23 protein-coding genes are annotated in these 26,543 nt (G+C 44.2%); 20 read left to right on the forward strand and 3 right to left on the reverse strand.

What is annotated here, in order from left to right; genetic code table 11:
• Window positions 1–6: 6 nt before the first annotated feature.
• Window positions 7–1,386: a DUF1329 domain-containing protein gene (locus tag C0068_RS01410; RefSeq protein WP_103682712.1), complete on the reverse strand. Its 1,380-nt coding sequence runs from the start codon at window positions 1,384–1,386 to the stop codon at window positions 7–9.
• 1,093 nt (window positions 1,387–2,479) lie between these two features.
• Here C0068_RS01410 and C0068_RS01415 point away from each other — a divergent pair.
• From C0068_RS01415 to C0068_RS01430, 4 genes are all read left to right on the forward strand, one after another.
• Window positions 2,480–4,843 carry an efflux RND transporter permease subunit gene (locus C0068_RS01415; protein ID WP_233208702.1) on the forward strand — a complete coding sequence of 788 codons (2,364 nt, stop codon included), beginning with the start codon at window positions 2,480–2,482 and terminating at the stop codon, window positions 4,841–4,843.
• Between the two features lie 56 nt (window positions 4,844–4,899).
• A complete protein-coding gene (locus tag C0068_RS01420) occupies window positions 4,900–6,285 on the forward strand; it encodes a DUF1329 domain-containing protein (RefSeq protein WP_103682714.1) in 1,386 nt (461 codons plus the stop codon).
• Between the two features lie 52 nt (window positions 6,286–6,337).
• Window positions 6,338–7,318, forward strand: coding sequence for a WD40/YVTN/BNR-like repeat-containing protein (locus C0068_RS01425; protein ID WP_103682715.1), 981 nt, complete (start codon window positions 6,338–6,340; stop codon window positions 7,316–7,318).
• Between the two features lie 290 nt (window positions 7,319–7,608).
• Window positions 7,609–9,651, forward strand: a complete 2,043-nt coding sequence (locus tag C0068_RS01430) for a DUF1302 family protein (RefSeq protein WP_103682716.1) — start codon at window positions 7,609–7,611, stop codon at window positions 9,649–9,651.
• 61 nt (window positions 9,652–9,712) lie between these two features.
• Here the strand turns inward: C0068_RS01430 and C0068_RS01435 are convergent, their stop codons facing one another.
• Window positions 9,713–10,618 (reverse strand): LysR family transcriptional regulator, encoded by a 906-nt coding sequence (locus C0068_RS01435; RefSeq protein WP_199176076.1) that lies wholly within the window; start codon window positions 10,616–10,618, stop codon window positions 9,713–9,715.
• 253 nt (window positions 10,619–10,871) lie between these two features.
• On the opposite strand from C0068_RS01435, the gene C0068_RS01440 reads away from it, so the two are divergent.
• Genes C0068_RS01440 through C0068_RS01485 form a run of 10 tightly spaced genes read left to right on the forward strand, consistent with a single transcriptional unit; the run spans window position 10,872 to window position 19,453 of the window.
• Window positions 10,872–12,326, forward strand: a complete 1,455-nt coding sequence (locus C0068_RS01440) for a 2-hydroxymuconic semialdehyde dehydrogenase (protein ID WP_103682717.1) — start codon at window positions 10,872–10,874, stop codon at window positions 12,324–12,326.
• A gap of 10 nt (window positions 12,327–12,336) precedes the next feature.
• Window positions 12,337–13,122, forward strand: coding sequence for a 2-oxopent-4-enoate hydratase (gene dmpE, locus C0068_RS01445; protein WP_103682718.1), 786 nt, complete (start codon window positions 12,337–12,339; stop codon window positions 13,120–13,122).
• 10 nt (window positions 13,123–13,132) lie between these two features.
• Entirely contained in the window at window positions 13,133–13,924 is a 792-nt protein-coding gene (dmpH, locus tag C0068_RS01450; RefSeq protein ID WP_103682719.1) for a 2-oxo-3-hexenedioate decarboxylase, read from the forward strand.
• Between the two features lie 2 nt (window positions 13,925–13,926).
• Window positions 13,927–15,174 (forward strand): acyl-CoA dehydrogenase family protein, encoded by a 1,248-nt coding sequence (locus C0068_RS01455; RefSeq protein WP_199176077.1) that lies wholly within the window; start codon window positions 13,927–13,929, stop codon window positions 15,172–15,174.
• A 5-nt stretch (window positions 15,175–15,179) separates the two neighbouring features.
• Window positions 15,180–15,428 (forward strand): tautomerase family protein, encoded by a 249-nt coding sequence (locus tag C0068_RS01460; protein WP_103682720.1) that lies wholly within the window; start codon window positions 15,180–15,182, stop codon window positions 15,426–15,428.
• The gene (locus C0068_RS01465) at window positions 15,428–16,345 is read left to right on the forward strand and encodes an acetaldehyde dehydrogenase (acetylating) (protein WP_199176078.1); all 918 of its coding nucleotides are present in this window, start codon (window positions 15,428–15,430) and stop codon (window positions 16,343–16,345) included. Before C0068_RS01460 ends, C0068_RS01465 begins: the two co-directional genes overlap by 1 nt.
• Window positions 16,342–17,391 (forward strand): 4-hydroxy-2-oxovalerate aldolase, encoded by a 1,050-nt coding sequence (gene dmpG, locus C0068_RS01470; protein WP_103682722.1) that lies wholly within the window; start codon window positions 16,342–16,344, stop codon window positions 17,389–17,391. Before C0068_RS01465 ends, dmpG begins: the two co-directional genes overlap by 4 nt.
• 38 nt (window positions 17,392–17,429) lie before the next feature.
• On the forward strand, window positions 17,430–18,350 hold the full coding sequence (locus tag C0068_RS01475) for a catechol 2,3-dioxygenase (RefSeq protein WP_269844872.1): 921 nt from the start codon (window positions 17,430–17,432) through the stop codon (window positions 18,348–18,350).
• Window positions 18,351–18,364: 14 nt separating this feature from the next.
• Window positions 18,365–18,664 (forward strand): 2Fe-2S iron-sulfur cluster-binding protein, encoded by a 300-nt coding sequence (locus tag C0068_RS19840; protein WP_103682724.1) that lies wholly within the window; start codon window positions 18,365–18,367, stop codon window positions 18,662–18,664.
• A 42-nt stretch (window positions 18,665–18,706) separates the two neighbouring features.
• On the forward strand, window positions 18,707–19,453 hold the full coding sequence (locus C0068_RS01485) for an SDR family oxidoreductase (RefSeq protein ID WP_103682725.1): 747 nt from the start codon (window positions 18,707–18,709) through the stop codon (window positions 19,451–19,453).
• A 292-nt stretch (window positions 19,454–19,745) separates the two neighbouring features.
• Here C0068_RS01485 and C0068_RS01490 read toward each other — a convergent pair whose 3' ends face one another.
• Window positions 19,746–21,515 (reverse strand): sigma-54-dependent Fis family transcriptional regulator, encoded by a 1,770-nt coding sequence (locus C0068_RS01490; RefSeq protein WP_199176079.1) that lies wholly within the window; start codon window positions 21,513–21,515, stop codon window positions 19,746–19,748.
• Window positions 21,516–21,798: 283 nt separating this feature from the next.
• On the opposite strand from C0068_RS01490, the gene C0068_RS01495 reads away from it, so the two are divergent.
• The 6 genes from C0068_RS01495 to C0068_RS01520 are packed head-to-tail and all read left to right on the forward strand — an operon-like array spanning window position 21,799 to window position 26,483.
• Entirely contained in the window at window positions 21,799–22,068 is a 270-nt protein-coding gene (locus tag C0068_RS01495; RefSeq protein WP_103682727.1) for a phenol hydroxylase subunit, read from the forward strand.
• A gap of 35 nt (window positions 22,069–22,103) precedes the next feature.
• Entirely contained in the window at window positions 22,104–23,096 is a 993-nt protein-coding gene (locus tag C0068_RS01500; RefSeq protein WP_103682728.1) for an aromatic/alkene monooxygenase hydroxylase subunit beta, read from the forward strand.
• 25 nt (window positions 23,097–23,121) lie between these two features.
• Window positions 23,122–23,400, forward strand: a complete 279-nt coding sequence (locus tag C0068_RS01505; protein ID WP_103682729.1) for an MmoB/DmpM family protein — start codon at window positions 23,122–23,124, stop codon at window positions 23,398–23,400.
• A gap of 55 nt (window positions 23,401–23,455) precedes the next feature.
• A complete protein-coding gene (locus tag C0068_RS01510; RefSeq protein ID WP_103682730.1) occupies window positions 23,456–25,045 on the forward strand; it encodes a YHS domain-containing protein in 1,590 nt (529 codons plus the stop codon).
• Between the two features lie 17 nt (window positions 25,046–25,062).
• Complete coding sequence (locus tag C0068_RS01515; RefSeq protein WP_103682731.1) at window positions 25,063–25,422, forward strand: phenol hydroxylase subunit P4; 360 nt, start codon at window positions 25,063–25,065, stop codon at window positions 25,420–25,422.
• Between the two features lie 5 nt (window positions 25,423–25,427).
• Entirely contained in the window at window positions 25,428–26,483 is a 1,056-nt protein-coding gene (locus C0068_RS01520; RefSeq protein ID WP_103682732.1) for an NADH:ubiquinone reductase (Na(+)-transporting) subunit F, read from the forward strand.
• The last annotated feature ends 60 nt before the right edge of the window (window positions 26,484–26,543 follow it).

Below are 26,543 nucleotides of genomic sequence, written 5' to 3' on the forward strand. Positions count from 1 at the left end.
TAACGTTTAGAATTTACCCATTCGGATAAGAGAGGCGCGGGTTAGAAATCTTTCATAGATTATTGGGTCATTAACTATAGTTTTATAAGTACCATCCAATTCCTTCACTTGTTGAATAAGTGTAACTTCGTTGGTCTGTATATCCGAAGCAGTAAGTTGAGTCCAACTCCAATAAGGGTGTTGCCCATCCATAACCACGTTTTTATCAGTTTGATACAAGCTGTAAGACCCATCAAATGAACGGAATGGTTTACCATTACGATCGTACGTTACCATACCAATCAGTACCTGATTGCGTGCATCGAACCATAAATGTTTCTTTGACACAGGTGCTCTGGAAAAGGCCGTGGGCTTGGCTTCTACAATAATGGCCTCTGGCACCAATTCAACTTTGGTGTTGAAAAAAGATTTCCCTTCTGGACCACCGTGGCGGATCTGCTCCCAGTTATCGTGGTCGTCACTCCAATTGTCAGAGATACCGGCTAGAAACGGCCCTCGGCCAACAATTTTGAATTCACCCCAGGTCCGCATAGGGTCGCCGGCGCCCCAAGCATCAGATAAATACAGCGTAGTGCCGGGTAGTAGTGGTTCAAAGCGTTGATCGGTCGGAAACTGCCTAATGCGTCTGAATTCTGGAATATAGCCGTACAGTAAAGGGAATTTATTCTGGTCATAGTCCCATATACTTAGGAACGAAGTGCCTCTGGATTGGTTCGGCGATAAAGCGATAAAGGATTGAAAACGCAATTTATCTTTGAATTTTTCCCAATAGGGTTTCGGATCCATGGCGACTCGGGATACGCTATTCATCTCGGCCCATAATCCATTATAGGAAAATTTATCCCGGCCATTTTTATCCACTGTCTGCATTTTCATTGCATAAAGTGACGCGTCGTGCCTTCCCCAGCTGAGTACCTGAGCTGCATAGATTTCTTCAGCTGAAGTCGGATTCGGAAACGGGTTACCGCCAATCCAGGGCTCGCCTTCAGTCGTTACGACATTACCTTTCTTGTCAAATCGCCCAAGGCCTGCATTACGCAGTGTCGCCTCTATGTACTCCCACGGAGAAAGTCGCATAATATCCGTGGTTGTGTGACGCATAGTTAAAGTGCGTCCCTGAGTAAGTATTTGCTGATAACGAATGGGCTCGAGTAAATCTTTCACGTACTCGACATTCGAGGCATCGATGGTGTCACCGGCGCTGATTTTACCACCAGTATATTCTTCGATAGAAAGCAGTTCGTCAGGATATGCACTTGCAACATCACCGGTACTGGCGATGGCCTCCCACAATGGTGAGAGAAGGCCGGCGCCTACAATACCAGCAGAGGTGCGTCTCAGAAATTCGCGTCGATGAAAAAATTTAGGATACTTGCGCAGGTGCATTGAATTTTCCTTCGAGCAATCAACCTGTCGATTTCTATCTCAAACTAAATTAAAAAAGCCCGGCAAGGTCGGGCAAAAGTCCCATCTACTTTCAAAGACCGGGATGGATAGGTGTTAGTAATACCCGAAATAATTGTTCGTTCATCAAAATCGATGTATTGTTACATAGGGTTTAAAACCATGTCTTCGCTGCTCTGTTCTAAGAGTCTCTTTATTCGCACATTGACCTACTTCTAGCATGAGTGAATTATCTTGTTTCAGAAGAATGCATCTGGACAAATTGAGATAATTAGCTAATTTGTTAGGTTTATAATTAAATATGTTACCACTCTGTCTTACGCTTCGTCGTTATAGCAGGGATTTTAGATATGGAGCCTATTAGCGTCTAATACTTTAATTGTCCGATACTGATACTCATTCGGTATCAGCGCTATGCTAAGTAAATTGCTCGGATGGTACGCAGCGGGCCGCCTTAGCGTGCGCGGAACTGGGCGTCAATTTATATTTTGGTCATAACGCTATTCTAGCGCCATGAAATAATTTCCATTTAATAATTTTACGCAAGTAAGTCTTTTCTCAAAATCTTTCTCTGACAATTACTGGCATGCCTTCAATTTAAAGTAGGTGCGTTAATTTTACGTGGCCTCCGAAATGCCATCACTTCAGCAATTAGTTAACTCATTATATAGCGGGCACACGAATAGCAAGCGGTCTAGCCGTGCGATACCCAAGGCGTATCGCATCAGGAGGTTAAAGGTATTGGACGCGATCGCGTCGAGAGAGCTATTTTCTAATCAACTTGCCATGCGAGCTGTTCACTACGGGCTGCATTCACTGGCTGGGAAAATAATATTGCGATCCCGCTGAATCCTAACAGCATATCTAAGCTGGCAGCGAGAAAATTGGGTCTAAAGTTATAAAGCAAAACGATAATTTAGGTCGCTAGCGGCGACCGTGAAAGCTTAAATAAAGGTACTGGAAATCGATGACTGCTCTAAAATTTAGAATAGCTGCGTGGCTCATGAGGCACCGAATATTAGCATGGATTTTTTTCGTGCTAGCAACGGCATTTTTCGCTGCCGGATTACCCCGTGTGCAGCTAAAAACTATCTTTTCAGATTTGCTTCCCGCCGATGACCCGTATGTACAAGTTTACCAAGATCACCCTAACTTTGGCAGTCCTCTCACCCTGACCTTAATGATCGAAAACAAGAATGGTGATATCTACAACCCGACATCACTCCAAAAGGTATGGGACCTAACACGTGAGATCGACCTTGCTCCCGGAGTGGATCACGATCAGATTCTGTCGTTAGCTTCTTCAAAGGCCAGGTTTATCGAAGCCACGCCATATGGTATTGATGTTCGACCTCTTATGGACGACAAGGTTCCTCAAACGCCAGATGAGATCGCAGAGTTTAAGGAGCGCGTTGAGCGCTCGCCCAATGCGAACACCTTTCTTGTTGCCAAAGACGGTAGCGCGGCCATTGTAACGGCGACTTTTATTGAGCGCCTACTGGATTATGGCGACATTTTTAAATACGCCACCAGCCTAATTGAAAAGCATAGTGACGACGAACACGTCATTCACATGGCTGGTCAGCCCGCATTGACGGGCTGGGTCTACCACCTGGAAGGGCAAATGTTCTGGATCTTTGGTGTCACTTTGTCCGCGCTGGTCCTTTTCCTTGTCCTGTACATGAAAAATGTTGTAGGAGTCATCACCCCAATCGTGACTAGCGCTGTAGCAGCTATTTGGGGTTTTGGCCTCACTGGGTGGATAGGTGCGCCGATCGAGCCGTTGCTCATGATTGTTCCGCTGCTGCTTGTTGCGCGCTCCTTTTCTCACTGTGTCCAGTTTGTCGAGCGTTACTACGAGATCTACGAGCAGGTTCACGATAAAGGGAAAGCTGCCGAGCTAACCATGGGAGTAATGCTTGCGCCAAGTGTTTTGGGGATTCTAACTGACGCATTCGGCATTCTGCTGATCTCTGTCGCCCCGATTCCTGCAATGGAGAGATTTGCTTACTTTTGTGGGTTTTGGGCAATATCAATGATTCCTACAGGTGTGGTGCTCATTTCTCTGATGTTGGCGGCATTGCCCAAACCATCAAATATCGACAAGTTAGTATCTGGTAAAAACGGTGGCATGGGCGCCCAGGCTATCCTCCACAAAATATTGTTGGGAATAGCCTCCTTGAGTAGTAGGAGGCATGCAAAGAAAACAGGAGTGGTAATTTCGATTCTAGCTGTTTTTTCAATATACACCGCTTTGCAAATCAAGATTGGCAACCCGGTGGAAGGGAGTAATCTTCTTTGGCCTAACTCAGAATTCAATACTGCGGTATCAGAAATTAACAGCAGATTCCCCGGCGTAAATACCTTGGAAATTATTCTTGAGTCCAAAGATCCAGGAGGTGAGGTCAGAGTCGCTCGCCAAGCGGAAACAGTTGCGGCCATGCTGGGCTTACAGAGCCTGCTGGAAAGCAGTGATCAAGCTCCTCGCGCATCATTGTCGTTCGCTGACTATATGAGTGAGGGCAACAGGCTGTTTTCCGGAGGAAATCCAAAGTGGTTGCCTCTGGACTCAAATGATCGCGCAACGAATGCGGCCGCTAATGCGGTAATGATGGGCTCGAGCGCGAAAGCCTTTTCTCACGTGACTGACTTCGAGCAGCAGCACGCGACGGTTTCTTTCTGGTACAAGGACAACAAACAGGAAACCGTGGATGCCGCGCTTGCAGCTGCCAACGCAGCCGTTGAAAAAGTTGGCCGGGACCATGATGAGTTTTCAGTCAGGCTCGGTACGGGAACCATAGCGCTGCAGCAAGCCACTAACAATGTCGTATCTCGCTACCATTGGATCATTATCGGCCTTCTCAATTTATTCATTTTTGTCAGTTGCAGCTATGCCTACCGGACTCCAGTGGCAGCACTGATGCTGATGATTCCAGTTAATTTGTCCACCTTTATGCTCAATGCCACCATGCATCTGCTGGGCATTGGTCTGGATATCAACTCACTGATGGTTGCCGCAATCGGTGTTGGTGTCGGTATCGACTACGGAATTTATCTGTTGTCGAGAATCTGTGAAGAGTTCGACGTAGATGATCACGACATTGAGGGCGCACTAACACGAGCGCTAACTACCACGGGTAAGGCAATTCTATTCACTGCGTCCATTATGCTAGTCAGTATCGTCCCATGGTATTTCCTAGCAGACTTGAAGTTTATGGCTGACATGGGGCTGTTACTGACATTAATCATGTTAGTAAATATGGCATTGGCGCTAATTGTTTTACCCCTTCTGGTAATGCTGATACGTCCAAAGTTTCTGTATCGACATGACTTGCTGGTCGGTGAAAAATTGGATTTAGACGTGTTGAAAGCAGCTAATACGAGCCTGAACGAGCTCATTGAGTCAGATGCTGCTGAATCTCGGAAGGTTGTTTGTTGAGCGAGCCCTGTCTCATTACAAAGGGCTGATAATAAGTACTTGTGGAGGTAATTCGTATGCACATTAGAAAATATGACTTTAACTACGGAAGAAGATCATTGTTAAAAAAAGCTGCGCTTGGTGCGTCAGCAGGCGTGTTGGCGCCGTTGTTTCCACTGATTGCCCGCGCGGATGATCCAGCAAAGGCTTACCCAGAAGAACTAACCAGCATTGAGATGCTAACCAAAGGCAAAGTTAAAGTTGGCGATGTAATCAACGCCAACAATGTGGAGTACGTCAAGGATCTGATGGATCCGATTACCTACATGCAAATAAAAGATATGGGGCGTGAGCTAGAGCTAGTCGCACCAATTACCGATGCGTCTAAGTTATTTGGACACGATATGTTTGAAGCTACTATCAAAAATGCAGGTAAAGCAGGTCTGGACAAAGACGGAAACGTTATAGTAGCCGCAACTGGGGAACCATGGATAGGGGGAATGCCATTTCCGGATGCAAAATCAGGTTTAGAGGCGACTGCAAACCTAACATTAAGTTGGGGACGGAACAATTTCTCACTCTATGCTATTCGCGACTGGGATATCGATCCTGAAGGCAACGTAACTTATCAATACGATTTCCCTTGGGCGGAATTGAACGCAACAGCAAGAGTAGGAAGCGACGGACCTTACCTTGAAGGGAAAAAAGATTATTTGCGTTATCAGTCCGTATGGTTTACCGCGCCAAACGATGTGGCAGGTACGTCGTTCTTGAACACATGGCATTATGATCAGCGTAAATTTCCAAATTTAGTAGGTTATCTTCCAGCGTTTCGAAGAGTTCGAACCTTCCCGACAAACCAACGATTCGAACCACTTGTGCCAGGAATTTCATTTTTTCTATCGGATGCATGGTCGGCTGGCGACCCAATGCTAACGTGGGGAAATTATAAAATTGTAGAGCGTAAGCCGTTCCTTGGGGCTATCGGTAATAACTGGGATGGCAAACTGGAAAATTGGGAGAAACCAGTTCATGGAGGCCCTAAAGGCCAATCTTTCTTCCGCACAAGAGTGCAGTTGATTCCTGAGGTTCTTGTAGTAGATGCTGAACCTACGGGTTATCCACGCGCTCCTGTCGGAAAGAAAAGAACCTATATAGATGTTCGCAACCAAATGGTAGTTGATTATGTGACCTACGATCGCCGAGGTGACGCATGGCGCAAAGGGGAGCCGAGTTTTGGTCAATTTGTCGACGGCGATAAAGTTTTTAAAGATGGAAGTGGAAACACTGCATGGAGCTTTACTCATGTACAGTTTCACGATGTGCAGAATAATCGGATAAGCAGATTCTCTCAAACTAAAGAAATCACGGGCGGATATAAAAGTAGGCATTATCAAGGTGATGAAGATGTGTATAACAAATATCTAACATCTGCTGCCATGCAGCGTTTAGGTCAGGTTTAGCACATTGATATTTAAGGGAGGCTTTCGCCTCCCATAGCTCTCGGGATTTACAATGAAATATTTACCCACTTCGTACCTCTTACGTGGATTACTCTTTCTGCCATTATTGACGATGTCTTGCTTAGTGAGTGCGTCTGAATTAATTCAGGTACATGGAGGTACCCAACATGAGGCAATTTTTGACGTTACACAATTTGAAGGAAGCATTGTAGCTGTTGGATCATCAGGAACAATTCTACTCAGTAATGACGCTGGAAAGAATTGGAAAAGGTCTGCTACAAATATTCAGGATTCCCTTTTAGGTGTCACTTATATCGACAGTCATATTGTCGCGGTCGGACAAGCAGGTACTGTTTTAGTAAGTCATGATAGCGGAAGCTCCTGGAGCTCGATAGAACCAATAACCAATGAAAGATTACTAGATGTAGCGATGCGTTCAGATGGAATGATCGTTGCAGTAGGAGCGTTCGGAACAATATTAAAATCGAATGATTATGGCGATACTTGGGATCAGATGGTTATTGACTGGGCAAGCATTACCCCTTCGGGATTTGCGCCTCATATATATAGCGTCCGATTATTACAATCAAACATAGTAATCGCTGGCGAATCCGGTTTAATTGCGAAATGGAGTTTTGAGACGAATGAATGGATAGCGCTACACAATGGGAATGTTGAAACACAGACTGACGATGCATCAATTTTTGCGATGGAGATAAATGAGCAATTAAATGGATTTTTCGTTGGACAGGATGGTTTCCTTCTTCGTACTACTGACGGCGGCAAGTCATGGATGCGGTTTAATAATCTAGATACTAACGAGCTGTTTCTTAATATTGTCGCAAAAAGGAAGAATATTCTAATAACAACAATATATGGTGTTCTGCTAAGTACAAATAGTGGAAAGACTTGGCGCCGAATGGCTCCCGACACTATGGACACTTTATGGATATCGGGTGCAGTTTTATTAGATAACGACAATGCCGTGATTCTATCGGGGAAAAATGGAAATATTTATCGGATGCCAATCTAAGGCACCTCTGATTAATTCGGCAATGGCTCAGCGGAGCCTCTGGCGCGCACTGGCAAGGAGCAGCGAGAAGGTCAAGGGTGACTCTCCTTGACGAGCGTTGCGACGCCGTCCAGGGTGCGCCAGAGGCCCGCCCTTCGGGGCTTTGCGTTGATCCGCCTGGCCTCGTTGCGATCACTTGAAAGGCAACCAGCCTTCCTGCGCGACCGCGCCTTGCCAGTCGAATCAACGCAAAGCCTGAGCTATCGCCGAATTAATCAGAGGTGCCCTAATATTAGAAGGAGATAATTAAAATGAAAAATAGTGTATTTAAATCTACATTATGTTCAATGTGTAAATATCCAATCATCTTAGCAGGATTAATTAATTATACTCAGGCTGGAATTTTGGAAGAGGTTTCTATTTCATCAAGCGGTTTCATACGTTTAGAAACGGCTTTTTCTACTAGCAACGATCAAAACGTAAGCAATCAAACAGGAAATCCCTTTAATAACGTTTCTATATCTCGTCAAGCATATACTCCACCAGCGCTGATTCCGAATATATCTTCTGTTCTTGGCTTGCCAGTTCCTGAGGTCGGGACATGGTCCACTTTGCCACTGCCAGCGATAGATGGAACTTCTCCTGGTATACGGAATGTTGAAAGTAAAGAATCCGACATTAATTACGGAATCATAAGAGGTGAACTTGATACAAAAGTAAACTTTAATGACAAGATTTCGCTGAATGCAAGAATACGCGGTGTTTTTACATCACCTGATCTTTATGAAACTCATTTCGACGCTTCTGAATTTGATAGTTTTCAGGGAGGAGTTTCGGGCGGACTTTCATCACTTTATCACGGAGAATCAAATTATTTCGAATATCGAGTTGAAGGGAATGACAAGCCAAATCCTTTGGAGATAGCGGGTGATAATTATTTAATTGATTTTCCAGCGCTGTTTCTTGAGTACAATACTGGGCCTTGGAATTTTAGGTTAGGAAATCAACAAATTGCATGGGGTCAAACCATTTTTTTTCGAGTTTTTGACGTTGTAAATGGGCTTGATCTTCGGAGGCACAGTATTCTAGATTACGCACAAGAAGAGTTTGCTGACGAGCGTGTTCCTTCAATTTCATTACGCGCAACTTGGCAAGCAACAGATAATATTCTCCTTGATGGTTATATTCAGAAATTTCAACCATCTGTCTTCGGAAATCCAAATACACCTTATAATGTGATTGCATCGCAATTTACTGTTCATGATCGGTATGATGAACAGGGTCTTAATGATTCTTTAAACTTTGGCTTGAGAGCAAAAGGTGACTATGGAAATTTTGGTTGGCAAGCAATGGCAGTACGGCGTTATAACCCGGATGGCGTATTTCGTTGGTCCAAATCCGGAGTGGTAAAAGATCTCCCAAATAATCTAGGCACCGTAGGGAATTTGGTTAATCTTGCATATGCAGGAACATTAGATCGGCAATTTGCATCTTCAGGTGAAGCACTCGCTAATTCTCCATTTGAGGTAGCGCCGACTGGGGTATGCTCAGCCACTGAATACTTTTATTATGCTGCCGAATCTAGGCTAGATGGATATAACGGTCTGAACGCTGCTATAGAAGAATTTGAAGGTCCTAGCGAGTTGTTCGCTTCCACTGTAAATACGATCGAGGATGCAGTTGCTCAATTGGATACCTTTTTCATGGCAGCAGGTGGTTGCATGAGAGGCCATATTCAAAGAGAGTACTACCGTGAAGATGTGTATGGAATCGGCGGTTCTTATGTTACTTCCGGCGAACCGGGTAGCATTTTTGATCAAATGATCATTAATATTGAGATGTCAATTACCCCAGATCGTGTTTTTACAAACCCTTCACTTAGCAAGAAGCGTATTGTAGAAGATGCGTTTGTCGGGGCTTTAGTGGCTGAAAATTATTATCGGTTTACTCAAAATTTTCCCGCAACATATCTAGTATTTCAATATATGTATCGAAATGCTGATGACCTGGTTGGACGCTCACTGGAAGGTTATGGTGCTAGCGCTCCAGTTGGAACTCCAAGTCCAGGTGATATACAAATTCCTGGCGGCGTGAATAATGCCCAATATTTAGCATTCGCAGCTCAACAGCCTTTTCCTCAAGATATCGTCCGTCTCGGTTTCGCTGTATTGTATGATGTGCGAGGCGGCATATTGTTGCAACCAGGCATCCGATGGAAGCCTAGTGGCGATGTTACAGTCGAAGCTTTTTATACACATATTGATGGAGATCTCGGTGGAAATCCTAACGAGAATACTCTTTCAACTCTAGATTTTGCAGATGAGTTAACCATTCGTCTTGGATATCAATTCTAAAATTAATCTCGCATTATTATAGGGAGGACTCTTCCTCCCTCTTCTAGTTAGTTATGATTAATCAAAGTGATTTTTTGACTGCATTTACAGTACTTATGAACGCTTGAAGTATTGGAGAAATATCGTTACGGCGATAAATAATATTGAGGTCAAAAACTGCACCTTCACTGGGGCTTAGTGGTATATACTCAACATTTGGCAATTTAAGATTGCATGCTGACTCTGTAACAAGGCTAATACCTAATCCACTTGAGACTAGAGCTACTGCTGTCACCACATCATCAACTTCATGTGCAATATTTGGGCTTAACTTTTGCTCATTAAAAAGTGAAATCATCCGATCAATAAAGCTTGGGCGGGCAGTTTTTGGATATAGAATGATAGGGTAATTAATTATTTCGCTTAACTTTAGAGATTTCTTTGTGGCCAACATGCTACTACTATGCAACGCAACGCTCATTTTTTCTGACTGAATTTTCTCCCATGCAAGGTCTGGTTCTTCCCTAAAGAATCGATTAAAACCAATAGCGATACGTCCATCCCTCAAAGCCTTAAGCTGCTCCACGCGGTTTAAATTGTGAAGTACTATTTCAACATCCGGAAAATCTTCCCTGAACTTTTGGATAACAATTGGGATGGTTCCAAAAACTGCGGAGCCAAATATCCCAACATTCAGCTTGCCTAATTTACCTGCACCTGCGCTATTCGCACGCTCAGCGGCCTGCTGTATCAGAGTAAATATATTTTTGGAGTCTATAAACAAGCTTTTTCCGGCCTCTGTTAATTCTACTCCTTTCGGGGTTCTGAGAAACAAATCTGTGCCTACAATATCCTCCAGCTGTTTAATTTGACGGGTCAAAGGTGGTTGTGAGACATGGATTTTTAAGGCCGCACGCCGAAAAGATGCCTCTTCGGCGACAGCTATAAAATAACGTAAATGCCTAAGCTCTATGCTCTGATTAATCACTATTTTAGCTCACATTGTGTTTTCTGATACGATATAGGTATCGGGGGTGAAGGTCAAAGGTATTGGACGGTAAGCTCCAATAATCTTTAAATAGCTAGTGTGCTGTCTACAATAAGATCACAATTTATAAAGATTATGCTTTCTTAAAATATCCATATTTTAATAGCTATATCGAATTACATTTTTGTATTTATATGCCATCTGCGATGGCTCGCAGTAAAAAACGATTTGAATGGCAGGGACATAATATTTTATGAAGGAATTCAAGCATTTTATCAACGGGAATTTTGTTACCAGCAAACAAACTTTCGATAATTTCTGTCCCGCAAATGGGCGTTATTTAGGTGTAGTGTATGAGGGATTGGAGTCTGAAGTCGATCTAGCCGCTGAGGCAGCCCATGCAGCACTACGTGGGCCTTGGGGAAAGTTTTCATTGGACGAGCGAGTTTCAATACTGAACAAAATTGCGGATGAAATTACTCGCCGCTTTGATGATTTTGTTGAAGCGGAAATGGCCGATACAGGCCAACCTCGCTCTGTAATGGAACATGCATTTATTCCCCGAGCAGCTGCTAATTTCCGTATTTTTTCTGATGTAATTAAAAGCGTTCCAAACGAATCTTTTATGACGGATACACCAGATGGTGCCGGAGCGCTGAACTATACAAGGCGTGCTCCCAAGGGGGTGATCGGTGTTATTTGTCCTTGGAATGCACCTTTATTGTTGATGACTTGGAAGGTGGCGCCCGCCTTAGCTTGCGGCAATACCGTCATTGTAAAACCTTCAGAAGAGACCCCAGCAACGGCGACACTATTAGGTGAAGTGATGCAAGCGGTGGGCTTGCCCGACGGGGTATATAACGTTGTTCATGGGAAAGGTGAGAAATCTGCCGGGGCGTTTATCACTGCCCACCCTAAAGTTGATGCCATTACCTTTACTGGAGAGACAAGGACTGGTACCTCAATCATGAAAGCTGCGGCGCCAGGTATGCGCGATGTGTCCTTCGAGCTTGGAGGAAAGAATGCTGGGATTGTGTTCGCAGATTGCGACTTTGATAAAGCTATTGACAGCTTTGTACGCTCAGTATTCCTCAATTGCGGGCAGGTTTGTCTAGGTACGGAACGTGTCTACGTTGAGCGGTCGATTTTCACACGCTTCGTTAACACGCTGGCTGACCGCGCAAGGGCACTGAAACCCGGTGACTTTAATGACAAATCGACTACCCTCGGTCCATTAATTAGTCCTCAGCACAAAGAAAAGGTGCTGTCCTACTATCGCAGGGCGGTCGAGGAAGGCGCGAACATTGTCACGGGCGGGGACGTAATGGAGATGGAAGGCGAGTGGGTCGGCGGAAATTGGGTGCAGCCCACCATATGGACAGGGCTTCCTGAAACTGCATCGGTAGTGCAGGAGGAAATCTTTGGCCCCTGCTGCCATATAGCTCCTTTTGATAAAGAAGACGAAGTTATCGAGTTCGCCAATGCATCTGAATATGGTTTGTCGACCACCATCTGGACCTCAGATTTGTCCCGGGCCCACCGGTTAGCTGCGGCAATTGAGGTTGGGATTACTTGGGTTAATAGCTGGTTTTTGCGTGATTTACGTACTGCTTTCGGCGGTAGCAAACAATCCGGTATCGGTCGTGAAGGCGGTGTTCATTCTTTGGAGTTTTACACCGAATTACGCAATATTTGCATAAAATTGTGAGTAAGAATTAATGAGTGATTTTTCTGTTCGGACATTGGGAGACGAGCTGTATGAGGCCCTTGTTGGCAGGCGTACCGTCGCTCCTCTATCAGAGCGATTTCCTGGCTTAACCATTGAAGATGCTTACCGCATTCAGGAGCGAATGCTGGCCCGTAGGGTGGACGCAGGCGAAAACATCGTCGGTAAAAAAATTGGCGTTACTAGTAAAGCGATTCAGGATTTGGTCGGCATTGATCAGCCCGACTTCGGTCAGTTGACCTCAGGGATGGCTTACTTTGATGGTGAGCCCGTGCCCCTGTCGGGCCTGATTCAGCCGCGAGCTGAAGCCGAAGTGGCATTTGTATTAAAGAAGGATCTGGTCGGTCCAGGTTTGACGGCCTCCGATGTCATTGCGGCAATTGATTATGCCTGCCCCTGTTTTGAAATTGTCGACTCCCGCATCACCGATTGGAAAATTGCTATTCAGGACACGATTGCTGATAACGCCTCCTGTGGCGTGTTTTTGCTAGGTGATGTCAGGGCCAAAGTGACCGACGTTGATTTTAATCTGGCGGGCATGGTGGTGGAGCGCAACGGCGAACTATTCAGTACGGCGGCGGGTGCGGCGGTGCAAGGCGGCCCCGTCAATGCGGTGGTCTGGCTGGCCAATACCCTGGGGCGTTTGGGCATACCCTTTAAAGCGGGGGAGGTCATCCTTTCCGGTTCCCAATCGACTCTGGTACCCGCCATGGTGGGTGACACCCTGCGTTGTTCGGTAGGTGGCCTGGGTAGTTGTGAAATTCACTTTGTAGATTGAGTCAATAATCATGCTTGCAGACAACATTATTAACGAGCTTGCCCATAAAGTGGTGAGCGCCCAGGATGGCGCACATACTATGGAGAAGTTAACTATTGCCTACCCAGAAATGGAAATGGCAGATAGCTATCGTGTTCAGGACGCACTACGGAACATTTGGATTGCCCGCGGAGAAAAGGTGGTCGGACTCAAAGCAGGTCTGACCTCGAAAGCTAAGATGGAACAGATGGGTGTTCACGAGCCCAGTTTCGGTATATTGACTAGCCGGATGGCGGTACCAGAAAACGGCATTGTCAAAATGACAGAGTTGGTTCATCCCCGCGTGGAAGCCGAGATTGCCTTTGTGATGGAGCGGGAACTGCGTGGTACACATCACTCAATCAACGATATTATTCAGGCGACGGATTTTGTGATCCCTGCAGTGGAAATCATCGATTCCCGCTATGAAAAATTTAAATTTGATCTGGTCAGTGTAATCGCAGATAACGGCTCCTCTTCGCGTTATGTAACCGGCGGTAAACCGCGAGATCCTAAACAGGGTATGGATCTTCAAACTATTGGCGTGGTGATTGAGAAGAATGGCGAAATCGTTGCCCTTGGAGCTAGCGCTGCAGTGTTAGGTCATCCAGTAAAAGCCATACAAATGCTGCTAGAACACCTCGATGCAAGGGGTGAGTCACTACCAGCAGGCAGTATTGTGCTAACCGGAGGTATTACTGAAGCGATCGCCGTGGAGGTGGGGGATTCTATCAATGCCCGATTCCAGGATTTGGGTAGCATCACCATCAAGTTTGGAGAGTAACGGTGAGCGCCGAACAGAAAATCTTCTCCCAGGACCGGCCGGAGCGACTGCAAAATAGTCTGTACTGCGATATGTTCTTGCCCGATGAGACAACGGCGATTCGCCGTGAAGTACGGGCTTTCTGTGAACAGCATGTGGCGCCAGTGGCCTGGAAAATAGGCCATACCGAAGAAAGCGTGGCCGCCTTCCCCCGGGAACTGTTTAAAAATATGGCAGCGGCGGGGTTGTTTCGCATCCCCTTTCCCGAGGATGTGGGTGGCCGAGGATTAAAGTACCCCGCAACTGCGACGGCAACGGTTATTGAGGAGCTGTCCTACTACAGTAATAGTGTTGCCGCCATTTATGACGTGCACTGCATTCTCGCCGGCCACGCGCTTGAGTATGGCAGTGATGCGACGCGCGAGAAATTTTTGGCCCCGCTATTGTCCGGCAAAGTGATTGGTAGCTTTGCGACCAGCGAGCCCAATGCCAGCACAGATTTGTCGGTTAGTGCACTGGAAACCGAGGCCATTTTTCACAGTGACCATATTGTTATCAATGGTCGCAAGCGCTGGATTACTAACTCACCAGTGGCCGACTTTGTGGTACTGCTTTGCAAAGACGACGGTCGTATGACCGAGGTGGTGGTGGATTTGCACGCCAAAGGCGTGACAGTGGGAGCCCCCGATAAAAAGCTAGGTAACCACGGACAGCTAACCGCCGATATTACTTTTGAGAATGTGGTAGTGCCTATTGGCAATGTGCTGGGTAAGCGCGGTGAGGGGTTAAAAATTGCCTTGCAAGTATTGACCTATGGCCGGATAGGCATTTCCGCCAGCGGTGTGGGGATGGCCCAAGCCATTTTGGATCACGGCAGTCATCGATTGAAAACCCGACGGGCCTTTGGCCAGGCAATGGCCCAGTTCCAGCATTGGCAGTTCAAAATGGCAGAGCGTGCCACCGAGATTGAAAACGCCCGCAATCTTTACATTAAGGCTGCCCGTCGAATGGACGAAGGTCAGGCTTTTCCCGAACCGGAAGCGGCCATGGCCAAGTGGTATGCCACTAATCTTGCAGGTGAATTTGCCCGGGAAGGTGTGCAGATATTTGGCGGCTACGGGTTTACCAAGGAATTAGCGGCAGATGGTTCGCACTATCGCGTCGAGGAAATTTATCGGGACTGCAAAATTGCAGAAATATATGAAGGGGCCAATGAAATTCAAAAATGGGTAATAGCCCGCAACATATTCGGCAAAGATTACACGGGGTAAGAGCGATGCCAATTATTCAATTTAATTTGATGACCGGCCGCAGTGCAGAAAGCAAACGTCGACTGGTAAACGAAGTAACTAAAACTGTCAGCGATGTTCTTGAGGTGGCGCCAGAGACAGTGCGCATTTTGATCCATGAGCTTCAAGAGGAAGACTTCGCTGTAGCAGGGGTCTCGGTGGCTGAATCGAAAGAGCGACTCGCTCGTAGCAATGGCCACGTCAGCGCGGCAATGACGCGAGAGTTGGAGGAATAGTGATGAGCAAAATTAAGTGCGCCTTGATCGGTTCCGGCAACATCGGCACCGATCTGATTTACAAAATTCAACGCAGCGAATTTCTTGAGCCGGTGTGGATGGTGGGCATCGACCCAGAGTCTGAAGGCTTGCGCCGGGCTGCGGATATGGGACTCAAGACCACCGCAGAAGGCGTTGACGGTCTGTTGCCTCATGTTCTTGAGGATGGCGTCCAGATCGCCTTCGATGCAACGTCCGCTTACGTGCATGCTGAAAACAGTCGCAAATTGAATGCACTTGGCGTGTTTATGGTTGATCTGACCCCTGCCGCCATTGGCCCCTTGTGTGTGCCTCCGGTTAATCTGACGGAGCTAGCTGGCGCCACCATGAACGTCAATATGATTTCCTGCGCGGGGCAGGCCACTATTCCCATCGTTAACGCCGTGGCTCGAATACAGGATGTGGACTACGCCGAAATCGTGGCCAGTCTGGCCTCACTGTCTATAGGCCCCGGCACCCGCGCCAATCTCGACGAGTTCACCTACACCACCTCCAACGCCATTTGCAAAGTGGGTGGTGCGCGCCGCGGCAAGGCCCTGGCGATTATCAACCCTGCAGATCCACCGATGATTATGCGCAATACCATCTCCTGCGTGACGGATGCAGAACCTGACAAGGAAAAAATTACCGAGTCGGTTATGGCGATGATTGGCGAAGTGCAAAAATACGTCCCCGGTTACAAATTGGTCAACGGGCCGGTGTTCGAAGGGAACAAAGTGGTGGTGTTTATGGAAGTGGCTGGTCTTGGTGATTACTTGCCGACCTATGCCGGCAATTTGGACATTATGACTGCGGCGGGTTGCCGCACCGCCGAAATGTTTGCCCAGGAAATTCTGGCCGGGCGCATGGAGCTGAAACCTACGGAGGCTGTGGCATGAGCGTGATCAATCGAGAAGGTAGACAAGTTCTGGTTCACGATATGTGCCTGCGTGATGGCATGCATGCCAAGCGCGAGCAGATTTCTGTTGAACAAATGGCCACGGTGGCCAAGGCGTTGGATCAAGCTGGAGTGCCAATGCTACAGGTCTCACATGGCGGTGGTTTGGGAGGCAACTCATTACAACATGGTTTTGCGATGCACAGCAATGAGGAGTACTGGGATGCCGTTGGCGACGTGATTACCCAGGCAACTATGTCGACCCTGCTTATTCCTGGCTTGGGTACCATGGACGATTTACGGGTGGCCTATCAACATGGTGTGCGCAGTGTTCATGTTGCGACACACTGCACAGAAGCGGACACCTCACCCCAGCACATTGCCTGCGCTCGGGAACTGGGCATGGATACTACTGGCTTTTTGATGATGGCCCACCTAAACAATCCAGAAGGCTTGGCCCAGCAAGGAAAATTGATGGAATCTTATGGTGCAAAAACTGTTTATATCACTGATTCAGCGGGTTATATGTTGCCTGCAGATGTGGTAGCTCGGGTCACTGCATTGAGGGAGGTTTTACTACCCGAGACCGAAATTGGCTTCCACGGACACAACAATATGGGCATGTCTATAGCTAACTCCATTGCTGCTATCGAAGCCGGGGCTACCCGTATTGACGGTTCAGTAGGCGGTCTTGGAGCCGGAGCAGGGAACACTCCTGTGGAAGCCTTTGTGGCCGTGTGCGACCGGATGGGCATTTCAACGGGTTGCGACCTATTTGGGCTGATGGATATGGCTGAGGACACCATTTTCCCGATGATGGAGCATATTGTTCGCGTAGATAGATCATCACTCACTATGGGTTACGCTGGTGTGTACTCCACCTTCCTGCTGCACGCTAACCGAATTGGAGAGAAATACGGGATTCCACCACGGGATATCCTTGTTGAGTTGGGACAGAAGAAGATGATCGGCGGCCAGGAAGATATGATCGAAGATACAGCTTTAACAATGGCCAAAAAACGCGGATTAAACATAAACGTAGCTTAAAAACGATTTTTCATAATACCGAGGATATATAAATGTCAATGCGAGGCGTACTTAGATTGGGCGAAGTCCAAATTCGAGTTATGGACATGGAAGCCGCTAAAACTCACTACGGTAAATGGATGGGTTTGATAGAAATGCACACTGATGAAAACGGATTAGTTTATTATAAAGCTTGGGATGAAAAGGATCATCATAGCGTTATACTCCGACACTCAGACAAACCCGGATTAGATCACTTCGCATTTAAAGTTTACGATGATGAAACATTAACTAAGCTGCGCTCTGGAATTGAAAAATTTGGAATAGAAGTTACCGAAATACCAAAGGGCGATTTGTATAAATCAGGAAGACGACTGAAGTTTTTTCTTCCCACTGGGCAGGAAATGCATTTATATGCAGAAAAGGAATATGTAGGTAACACTCTAGGCGAAATAAATCCAGGAGTATTGCCCGACGAAGGAGTAATCAGGGGATTTAGAATCAACGGATTAGATCACTGCTTCATTGCAGGCCCCAACGCCAAGGAATCAATTCGTCTTTTTTTAGAGGTTTTCGAATTTGATTTGACGGAAAAAGTAGTCGATGAAAATGGGGAGCCAAGACTTATGTTTGTAAGTTGTTCCACACGCGCTCATGATATTGCTATAGCCGAAGGGCCAGAGTTGGGGCTATTTCATCACGCATCTTTTAGACTAGATTCAACACAAGATCACGTACACGCTTCCGATCTGATTGGAAAGTATAATATACCTGTAGAAATGATTGACCGACATGGTGTAACCAGAGTTAAAACAGTCTACTATTTTGATCCATCTGGAAATAGAAATGAAATATTTTGCGATGGATATACATGGTATCCAGACAGCCCGACACTAACCTGGACTATGGATAATATTGAACCAGCTGCTTTTTCCCAAGCTAGGTATGTACCAGAATCATTCTTTGTATCAATGACATAATAGATTGCCAAAAAATGTACAAAATAAAGGTTCTAGGGAGTGATTTACTGCAAACCACAACAAGCAATGAACCTATATTAAATGCATTAATAAAAGGAAGGAAAGAATATCCCATTTCCTCAGGATGTAAGAAAGGTGGGTGTGGGATTTGTAAAGTAAGAGTTATAGATGGTTCATTTGATACTGGAAATATGAGCGCATCACATGTGAATAATGATCTAGTGGAAAATGGTATTGTTTTAGCATGTCAAACATTTGCATGCTCTGATCTTACCGTGGAAATTCTACCTATCAATAAAAGGCGAATGGGCTAGCATTAGATGCTAGAAATGTATTAATTTAACCGAAGGTTTATAATGGAAGATATTATTGTAGTTGGGGCTACCGGTGAAATTGGTAGTGAGATTGTTAAACGATTAATAAATAGGTACAGAATTATAGCCGTTGCTAGAAGCTCAGAATCACTTATTGCAGCGAAGGAATCGCTCGGCAATCCAATAAACTTTGTACCTTGTGTCGCCGACATCTCAAATGACAATGCAATAAATGTCATACAGGAAAGTATCAAGGGAGAAGTTCGCGCTGTAATTCACGGCCCTGGCGTGCCGACTGCCGGTGGCGTTTTAGAGGCACCTACCGAAGCGTTGATTGAAGCAACCAATATCAAAGTCGGAGGTATGATAAGATTAATCCGCGCAGCAGATCCATCACTTATAAAACATTCTAGACTGATTGCAATTGGTGGTCATTATGGCTTCGAGCCAACTGCTTATACCGCAGCTGCGGGAATAGCAAACGCAGCTTTAGTTAACTTAATGAAGCAATACTCATGGGCTATGGGTCCACGTGGTATAACTTCTCATGTCGTTGCACCAGGGCCCGCGGATACAGAGAGGCTACGTAGAGTCGCTAACGCAAAGGCTACCCAAGAAAATAAAAATATTGAAAATGTTCTATCCAGCATGCGCGAAGAATCAGCTATTGGTGAATTTACTGGCACTAATCAGGTTGCCTGGGCAATTGAAATGCTATTGGCGGAAGAAGCCGACGCACTTGCAGGAAGCACTTTATTCATGGATGCCGGCCGAAGGAAAAGTACCTAATTGAACGTATTCACTAAATAATTAGTTGTTGATAATTGAAAGCTGGCATTATTTTGCAAGATGACTAATTAGAGTACCGAAACCGCGTAGTAAATTAACTTCGGATCTTTTAGAGCGGATTTTAAGAAATAATCATGGTGTACGCTGGCAAGTGCGCACCATGATTGCGGATGAGCAAACTAAATAACAGGTTTGAAAACGGCTTCCGGTGGCCAGCAGACGAAGCGCGTTAGCGGGCTTCACCTGGCACAGAATTTTGGATTCCCTCTCGGAATCTAAATACACAAATGAATTACCTTTCCAGTCGGTAATATAATTGAGAGCGTGTAATACCCAGCAATTTTGCGGCCAAGGATTTATTTCCATTAGTTTGCTCTATCGCCTTGTCGATTAGAGTCTTTTCTAATTCTTCAATTGAAAAGTTTTGGTCGATAACATTATTTCCATTTTTAATCATGTTAATAATTTGGGAAGTATTACTAATCTCATCCTTAATATCATTATTATTCTTCAAATAAGCATCTGAAGTGATAAGACCCTCACTTGAAACAGTTAAATATTCCATGTTTTTTAGTTCATCTTCAGTGAAAATATGATGAACATCAATGACCCGATCTTTTGCAGCAAGAATAACCCCACGCTCAATCAGATTTTCTAGCTCACGTATGTTTCCGGGCCAGTCATAACTAAGCATGGCTGTGATTAATCGATTGGTATATCCTTTTATATCTTTATTATGTCTCCTGCAGTATTTCTTCATAAAATAATTCATAAATATTGGTATATCTTCTAATCTTTTTCTCAATGGCGGGAGCAAAATTGGAAAAACGTTCAATCGATAATATAAATCCTCACGAAATCTACCTAGTCGTATCTCTTCTTTCAAATCCAGATTTGTAGCAGCTACGACTCTTACATCAGTTTTGATAAGACGATCACCACCTATTCGCTCTATCTCCCTTTCCTGTAAAACCCTCAAAAGTTTACCCTGAGCTGAGAGGTTCAATATTCCAATTTCATCAAGAAATAGCGTTCCTTTATTTGCACGCTCAAATCTACCTTCTCTAGTTTTATTAGCTCCAGTAAACGCACCTTTTTCAACACCAAATAACTCTGCCTCTACTAAATTTTCGGGAATTGCAGCACAATTCACCGCTATGAATGGCATAGACGATCGTTCACTAATGTTATGTAAACTTCGTGCAAATACCTCCTTACCAACACCACTTTCACCTAAAAAAAGAACTGTCGCATCAGTTTCTGAAACTTGCCGTAATTTATGACACGCAGCATTGAAACCCGCAGATGCACCAACGACTCCGTCTAAACCAAGACTTGAACCAGGATCCGAATTAGAGATTGCAAGTCCGTTTGTTAATTTATCCGCTTTTAAATACTCAAGATCTTGTTCATCTCCCCACTCTTCTACGGGCTTGCCTATGATTCGGCAGCAAGGGGCTCCCTGGCCAACACATTGTACTTCTTTAAAAAGAACGGGCCGCCCCATGTAGCTACTCACAAAACCAGAGGCATACCCAATTTGCATCCAGCAAACAGGTTGATTTCCTATACCATACTCCTGAACGTGGATTTCAGCTTCAGAAGATCCCTCCCATAAATATTCTCCATGAAACAAACCAAGCTCAACATCAATATTGGTAAAGACCTCTATAACAAGGCCAGTACCTTCTAACATATGCAATTGAGGCCCTAAAAGAATGAACTCTTCGATGGTTGAGCTACGGGATTTATGCAAATTGTGGACGAGTTGGGCGTCATGGGCTCCATTATGATAACCCATTCTAGTCAATAACCCTCTAGCCTCACTATTACCAATGGTTTCTATAAGTTCTCGCCGAAGCACACCAAACCCTGAAGCATGCACTAATAACATTCGGTTTTCAGCTAATAGAATGCGTCCATCTTTTGGTGAAAACCTAACATTTGATAGTAGATTTTCGCTATTTGTAAACAAACCTTGTCGATTATCGTCACCTAGCATAAAACCATATCTCCGTATTGAAGATGTTTGGGGGTCTAAGGCCGCAATTCTTTCGGCCATACCCTATAGCACCCCTGCCTCTCATTACCGTCAAAATTGACCATTATTGTACAGTTTCAGGCTAAGGCCATGCCTGTCTTGTATATTATTGTACATTTTTAGTGTGATATCTAGTCTTTAAATGCAATAACTTATGGAGGTGGATATGCTATTTTCCTTTATATTCAATAATATAGGAACATCTTCGCAAAAATAAACCAGCAATGAGGTTTTGGCACGGTAGCTGCTATATAAATTTATAAAGCCGCCCTAGTGATGATAATTAAAGATAAGCATACAAAATATGGTAAATGGCAAAACAAGCACCCCACTGATTTTTAATCGCAACGAAAACCTGTTTGTTCGCGAATTAAATAACGATAAAAATGGTTTTGTAGAATTCCTATTCGGAATAGGAACGACTGATCTAATGGTTGAACTAATTCTACCCAAAAAAGCCTTCACAGATTTTTGCCTCGAAAATAAGGTAATCAAGCTCACTAGAGAGGAAATCGAAATACAGGATTCTGAACAGCAGAAATGGAAATATGGTTCGCCAGGAATTCAAGAATAATTAATCAATAAACACGCTAAAAGAGGAAATATTCAATGGCTGTTGAAATTAAAACATCCGGAGTAAAACCACTACGCAATACCTTTGATCACTTGGTGGCGCGCTTCGGCGACAAGCCTGCCAATAGATACCAGGAATTTTCATTTGATACGCAACCAGCGACAAATTTTCACTATAAACCATTGTGGAATCCAGACAGTGAAGTCTATGACATAAATGCATCTGCTATAAAAATGAATGACTGGTACGCACTTAAGGATCCACGACAGTTTTACTACGGGAGTTATGTTAGTGCTCGAGCAAAGCAGCAAGAGGCCATTGACCAACAGCTAGCATTTATCGACGATATTGGATCGCTATCATCGCTACCCGAAAAAGCCAAGAACCTCTTAACAGAAATTATAGTGGCTTTACGACATTATGAATGGGGTGCTAATACGAACAATAACTTTATTGCAGCTTATGGATACGGTACCACGATAACCCAAGCTGCGACGATTGCGACTTGTGATCGACTTGCAATGGCTCAGCACTTGTCGCGAATTGGTTTGCTCATAGATGAAAAGACCGGAGAATCACTTGATAAGGCAAAAAGGATATGGATAGAAAGTCCAGCCTGGCAGGGTATTCGTAAAGATATCGAAGGGGTCTTTGTTCTACGAGATTGGTTTGAGGTCTTTGTCGCACAAAACCTAGTCGCTGATGGACTAATGTATCCTTTGATATTCGATGAATTTGTAAGTTCATTCAGTCGAAATTATGGAAATGACCTAAATTCCCTCACAAACTACTCGGTCAAATGGCAGTCAGATTTCGCACGCTGGGTAGATTCAGTAGTAAAGACCGCATCGTCCGAAAGTGACGAAAATAAAGAACAAATAAACAAATGGATTGATAAATGGCATGCTTCGATATATTCGTCGTTAGGTGATCTAGCAAAGTTGGCTTTTGGAATTGAATGTGATGAAAGTTTAGAAAAAATAAATTCATCTTTCATTGCAAGAATTTCAAAACTTGGGTTGCGTTAAGAATTTTCATAACAGGGGATATAGTATGAACGAGTCCAAACATCCAGTTTTTATTGCATTTCAAGCAAACAACGACACACTCCCAATTGTAAACGCAATAACAAGAGATAATCCGCTAGCAATAGTTAATGAAATGCCCGCTATGGTTAAAATCGATTGTCCTGGTCGTTTAGTAATTAAAAGATCCTCCATTGAAGAAGAGGTGGGTCGTGAATTTGATTTGCAAGAGCTACAGATAAACTTAATCTCATTGTCCGGAGAAATTAACGAAGATGATGATGAATTTACACTATCGTGGAATTAGAGCTACCGAAATCAATTCAACGCTAATTTAGTACACAACTAATAGGTATAAATAAATGGCTAATGGAAAGAAATTAAATTTAAAGCAAAACTACAGCATGCTCACGAAAGGTCTAGACTGGGAGCCGAGTTACCAAAAAAAACAAGATATATTTCCACAGCTAGAATTCGAAGGGATCAAAATACACGATTGGAGTAATTGGGAGGACCCTTTCAGACTAACAATCGACGCTTATTGGAAATACCAGGGAGAGAAGGAGAAAAAATTATATGCCATCATTGATGCATTCCAACAAAATAACGGACAGTTCAATGTAACTGATGCTCGATATGTTCAAGCTCTAAAGATTTTTATAAATGCAGTAGTGGGTTTAGAATATAACGCTTGGCGTGGATTCAGCCGATTAGGAAGGGAATTTGGCGCCGCTAGTCCTCGGATTGCAGCACAAATGCAGGCTATTGACGAGATGCGCCATGCTACAACCCAAACTCATGCGTGTAGTCATTATGCTAGATTTTTTGAGGGTATGGGGAATGCTCCATACCAATTTGACAGGACGTGGTATTTATCAATACCAAAGTCATTTTTTGAGGATGCATGTTCATCCGGCCCATTCGAATTTGTTGTTGCAATTTCTTTTGCTTTTGAATACGTGCTAACCAATCTCGTTTTCATGCCCTGGATGTCTGGCGCCGCTTACAATGGCGACATGTCTACGGTCTCATTTGGCTTTTCAGCACAGTCTGATGAAGCGCGCCATATGACTCTTGGTTTGGAGGTGATTAAATTCTTGCTAGAGCAGGATCCAGATAATGTCCCAATAGTACAGAAATGGATCGATAAATGGTTCTGGAGAGCCTATCGAGTACTTTCGTTAGTTGCAACAATGATGGATTATATGCTACCCAAAAGGGTTATGTCTTGGGATGAAGCATGGACAATATACTACGAGGAAAATGGCGGTGCTTTGTTTGCTGACCTCGCTAGATATGGGATAAAACCTCCACGTGATGCCGACGTAACAATCAAGGAGAAAGAAAGGTTATCTCACGAAATGTGGAGCATTTTCTATGCGAACAGAGACGTTGTAGGCTTCCCCCTTTGGCTGCCATCTCAAGAAGAGATGAATTGGATGTCTGAGAAGTACCCCAATACATTCGATAAATATTATCGGCCTAGATTTGAATATTGGAAAGAACTAGAAGATAACGGTACTCCTTTTACAAACACAACACTGCCACAATTATGTCAGGTATGTCAGTGGCCATGCCTGTTTACAGAACCTGATGATCCAACGGAATTTTCACATCACCAAACGGAATATAAAGATGAGCATTTTCAATTTTGTTCGGATGGTTGTCAGCATATATTTGAAAATGAGCCAGAGAAATATATTCAAGCATGGTTGCCAGTACATGAGATATACAAAGGTAACTGCATCTTAGATGATGTGGATCCTGAATCTCCCGATTATAATCCAATGGTAGAAGCGATTAGATATATGGGGCTAAAGCCTGGTATAGACGGTGGGCTTTTTAAGGAACACAACGATGCTATGAATTGGGAAAAATGGACTGAGCGCCCTTCTAATATTCATAATCAACCGGCTACTGATTTTGTTCGAAAAACCGGTTCTGACAAATAATCGTAAGGAATCAAACAATGACAGTTAAAGCAATAAATCCGAATTATTCTGGGCGGTATCGAGATGGAGTTGAGAATTTCCACGGAAATCAACTATTAAATATTTGCTGGGAAAAACATACAATGATGGGGTGGCCAATGTGCGTACCAATATCACCAAACACCACATTTAAAGAGCTGCTAGACGTAGTCATTCCCCGAATTTATTCCATGCATCCTCAATTTGATAGTGTGGATCTATATAAAGCTCACTGGTCAACAAGTAAAGGAGCTTTTATCCCAGATATGTCAAAAACCATTTCGGATCACGGGTTTAAGCATAAAGAGCAAATTAGGTTTCGTACTCAACCACTTAGCAATAATCCACATAGAGGTTAATCTGTATGAGTTATCAGTTAACGATTGAGCCTCTAGGAGAAACCATTGAGGTAGACGAGGGGCAAACAATATTAGATGCTGCACTACGTGCTGGCATTTATCTACCCCATGCTTGCTGTCATGGTTTGTGCGCAACTTGTAAGGTACAGGTTATTGAAGGGGATATAGAGCACGGAGATGCATCTCCCTTTGCTCTTATGGACTTTGAGCGTGATGAAGGAAAAATTCTGGCCTGCTGTGCCACGCTTGAATCTGATATTTCGATAGAAGCGGATATTGATGAGGAACCGGATGCTGAGATTATTCCCGTCCAAGACTATCAAGGGAAAGTATCGAAAATTGAAAGCCTTACACCCACAATTATTGGGGTATGGATAAAATTGGAGAAACCTATTCACTTTCAAGCGGGGCAATATATTAATCTAAACATACCTGGATCAGATATTACTCGGCCTTTTTCATTGGCAAATAAGCCAAGTGAAAATTTTGAAATTGAACTAAATATACGAATTGTTCCCGGAGGTGTAGGGACAACTTATATTCATGAAAGATTAAAGGTTGGTGACCAAATAGGTTTCAGTGGTCCATACGGTCGTTTCTTTGTACGAAAATCAAATAATAAACCAATTATATTCATGGCCGGCGGGTCTGGCTTATCCAGTCCGCTCAGTATGATTTTGGATTTATTTGAGAATCAATTTACACAGTCCATCACTCTAGTATACGGCCAGCGGAACAAAGAAGAACTATATTACCATTCAATATTCTTAGATATGGCCGATAGATATCCAAATTTCAATTACGTTCCTGCGCTTTCCGACGAGAATAGCGATAGCGCATGGGATGGTTATAGGGGGTTCGTACATGAAGCCGCGCAAGAATATTTTAAAAACAACTTTTCAGGTCATAACGCATACCTCTGTGGCCCCCCATTGATGATCGATTCTTGCATCACGACTTTAATGCAAGGGCAGCTATTTGAAAAAGACATCTACCTTGAAAAGTTTATTTCTGCAGCTGATGCACAGAAAAGTACTAGCCCATTATTTAAGAAATTATAAAAAATATAGAACTATAATTATTAACAGATTTAACATGAATAGGTTTCATAAAGGAGATAA

The organism is Zhongshania marina, from assembly GCF_002915595.1.
Taxonomy (GTDB): Bacteria; Pseudomonadota; Gammaproteobacteria; order Pseudomonadales; family Spongiibacteraceae; genus Spongiibacter; species Spongiibacter marinus_B.

Coding starts and splice junctions, on each gene's coding strand:
- C0068_RS01410 (WP_103682712.1), bottom strand. CDS start 1,386: ATGCACCTGCGCAAGTATCCTAAATTTTTTCATCGACGCGAATTTCTG.
- C0068_RS01420 (WP_103682714.1), top strand. CDS start 4,900: ATGCACATTAGAAAATATGACTTTAACTACGGAAGAAGATCATTGTTA.
- C0068_RS01425 (WP_103682715.1), top strand. CDS start 6,338: ATGAAATATTTACCCACTTCGTACCTCTTACGTGGATTACTCTTTCTG.
- C0068_RS01430 (WP_103682716.1), top strand. CDS start 7,609: ATGAAAAATAGTGTATTTAAATCTACATTATGTTCAATGTGTAAATAT.
- C0068_RS01440 (WP_103682717.1), top strand. CDS start 10,872: ATGAAGGAATTCAAGCATTTTATCAACGGGAATTTTGTTACCAGCAAA.
- dmpE (WP_103682718.1), top strand. CDS start 12,337: ATGAGTGATTTTTCTGTTCGGACATTGGGAGACGAGCTGTATGAGGCC.
- dmpH (WP_103682719.1), top strand. CDS start 13,133: ATGCTTGCAGACAACATTATTAACGAGCTTGCCCATAAAGTGGTGAGC.
- C0068_RS01460 (WP_103682720.1), top strand. CDS start 15,180: ATGCCAATTATTCAATTTAATTTGATGACCGGCCGCAGTGCAGAAAGC.
- dmpG (WP_103682722.1), top strand. CDS start 16,342: ATGAGCGTGATCAATCGAGAAGGTAGACAAGTTCTGGTTCACGATATG.
- C0068_RS01475 (WP_269844872.1), top strand. CDS start 17,430: ATGCGAGGCGTACTTAGATTGGGCGAAGTCCAAATTCGAGTTATGGAC.
- C0068_RS19840 (WP_103682724.1), top strand. CDS start 18,365: ATGTACAAAATAAAGGTTCTAGGGAGTGATTTACTGCAAACCACAACA.
- C0068_RS01485 (WP_103682725.1), top strand. CDS start 18,707: ATGGAAGATATTATTGTAGTTGGGGCTACCGGTGAAATTGGTAGTGAG.
- C0068_RS01490 (WP_199176079.1), bottom strand. CDS start 21,515: ATGGCCGAAAGAATTGCGGCCTTAGACCCCCAAACATCTTCAATACGG.
- C0068_RS01495 (WP_103682727.1), top strand. CDS start 21,799: ATGGTAAATGGCAAAACAAGCACCCCACTGATTTTTAATCGCAACGAA.
- C0068_RS01500 (WP_103682728.1), top strand. CDS start 22,104: ATGGCTGTTGAAATTAAAACATCCGGAGTAAAACCACTACGCAATACC.
- C0068_RS01505 (WP_103682729.1), top strand. CDS start 23,122: ATGAACGAGTCCAAACATCCAGTTTTTATTGCATTTCAAGCAAACAAC.
- C0068_RS01510 (WP_103682730.1), top strand. CDS start 23,456: ATGGCTAATGGAAAGAAATTAAATTTAAAGCAAAACTACAGCATGCTC.
- C0068_RS01515 (WP_103682731.1), top strand. CDS start 25,063: ATGACAGTTAAAGCAATAAATCCGAATTATTCTGGGCGGTATCGAGAT.
- C0068_RS01520 (WP_103682732.1), top strand. CDS start 25,428: ATGAGTTATCAGTTAACGATTGAGCCTCTAGGAGAAACCATTGAGGTA.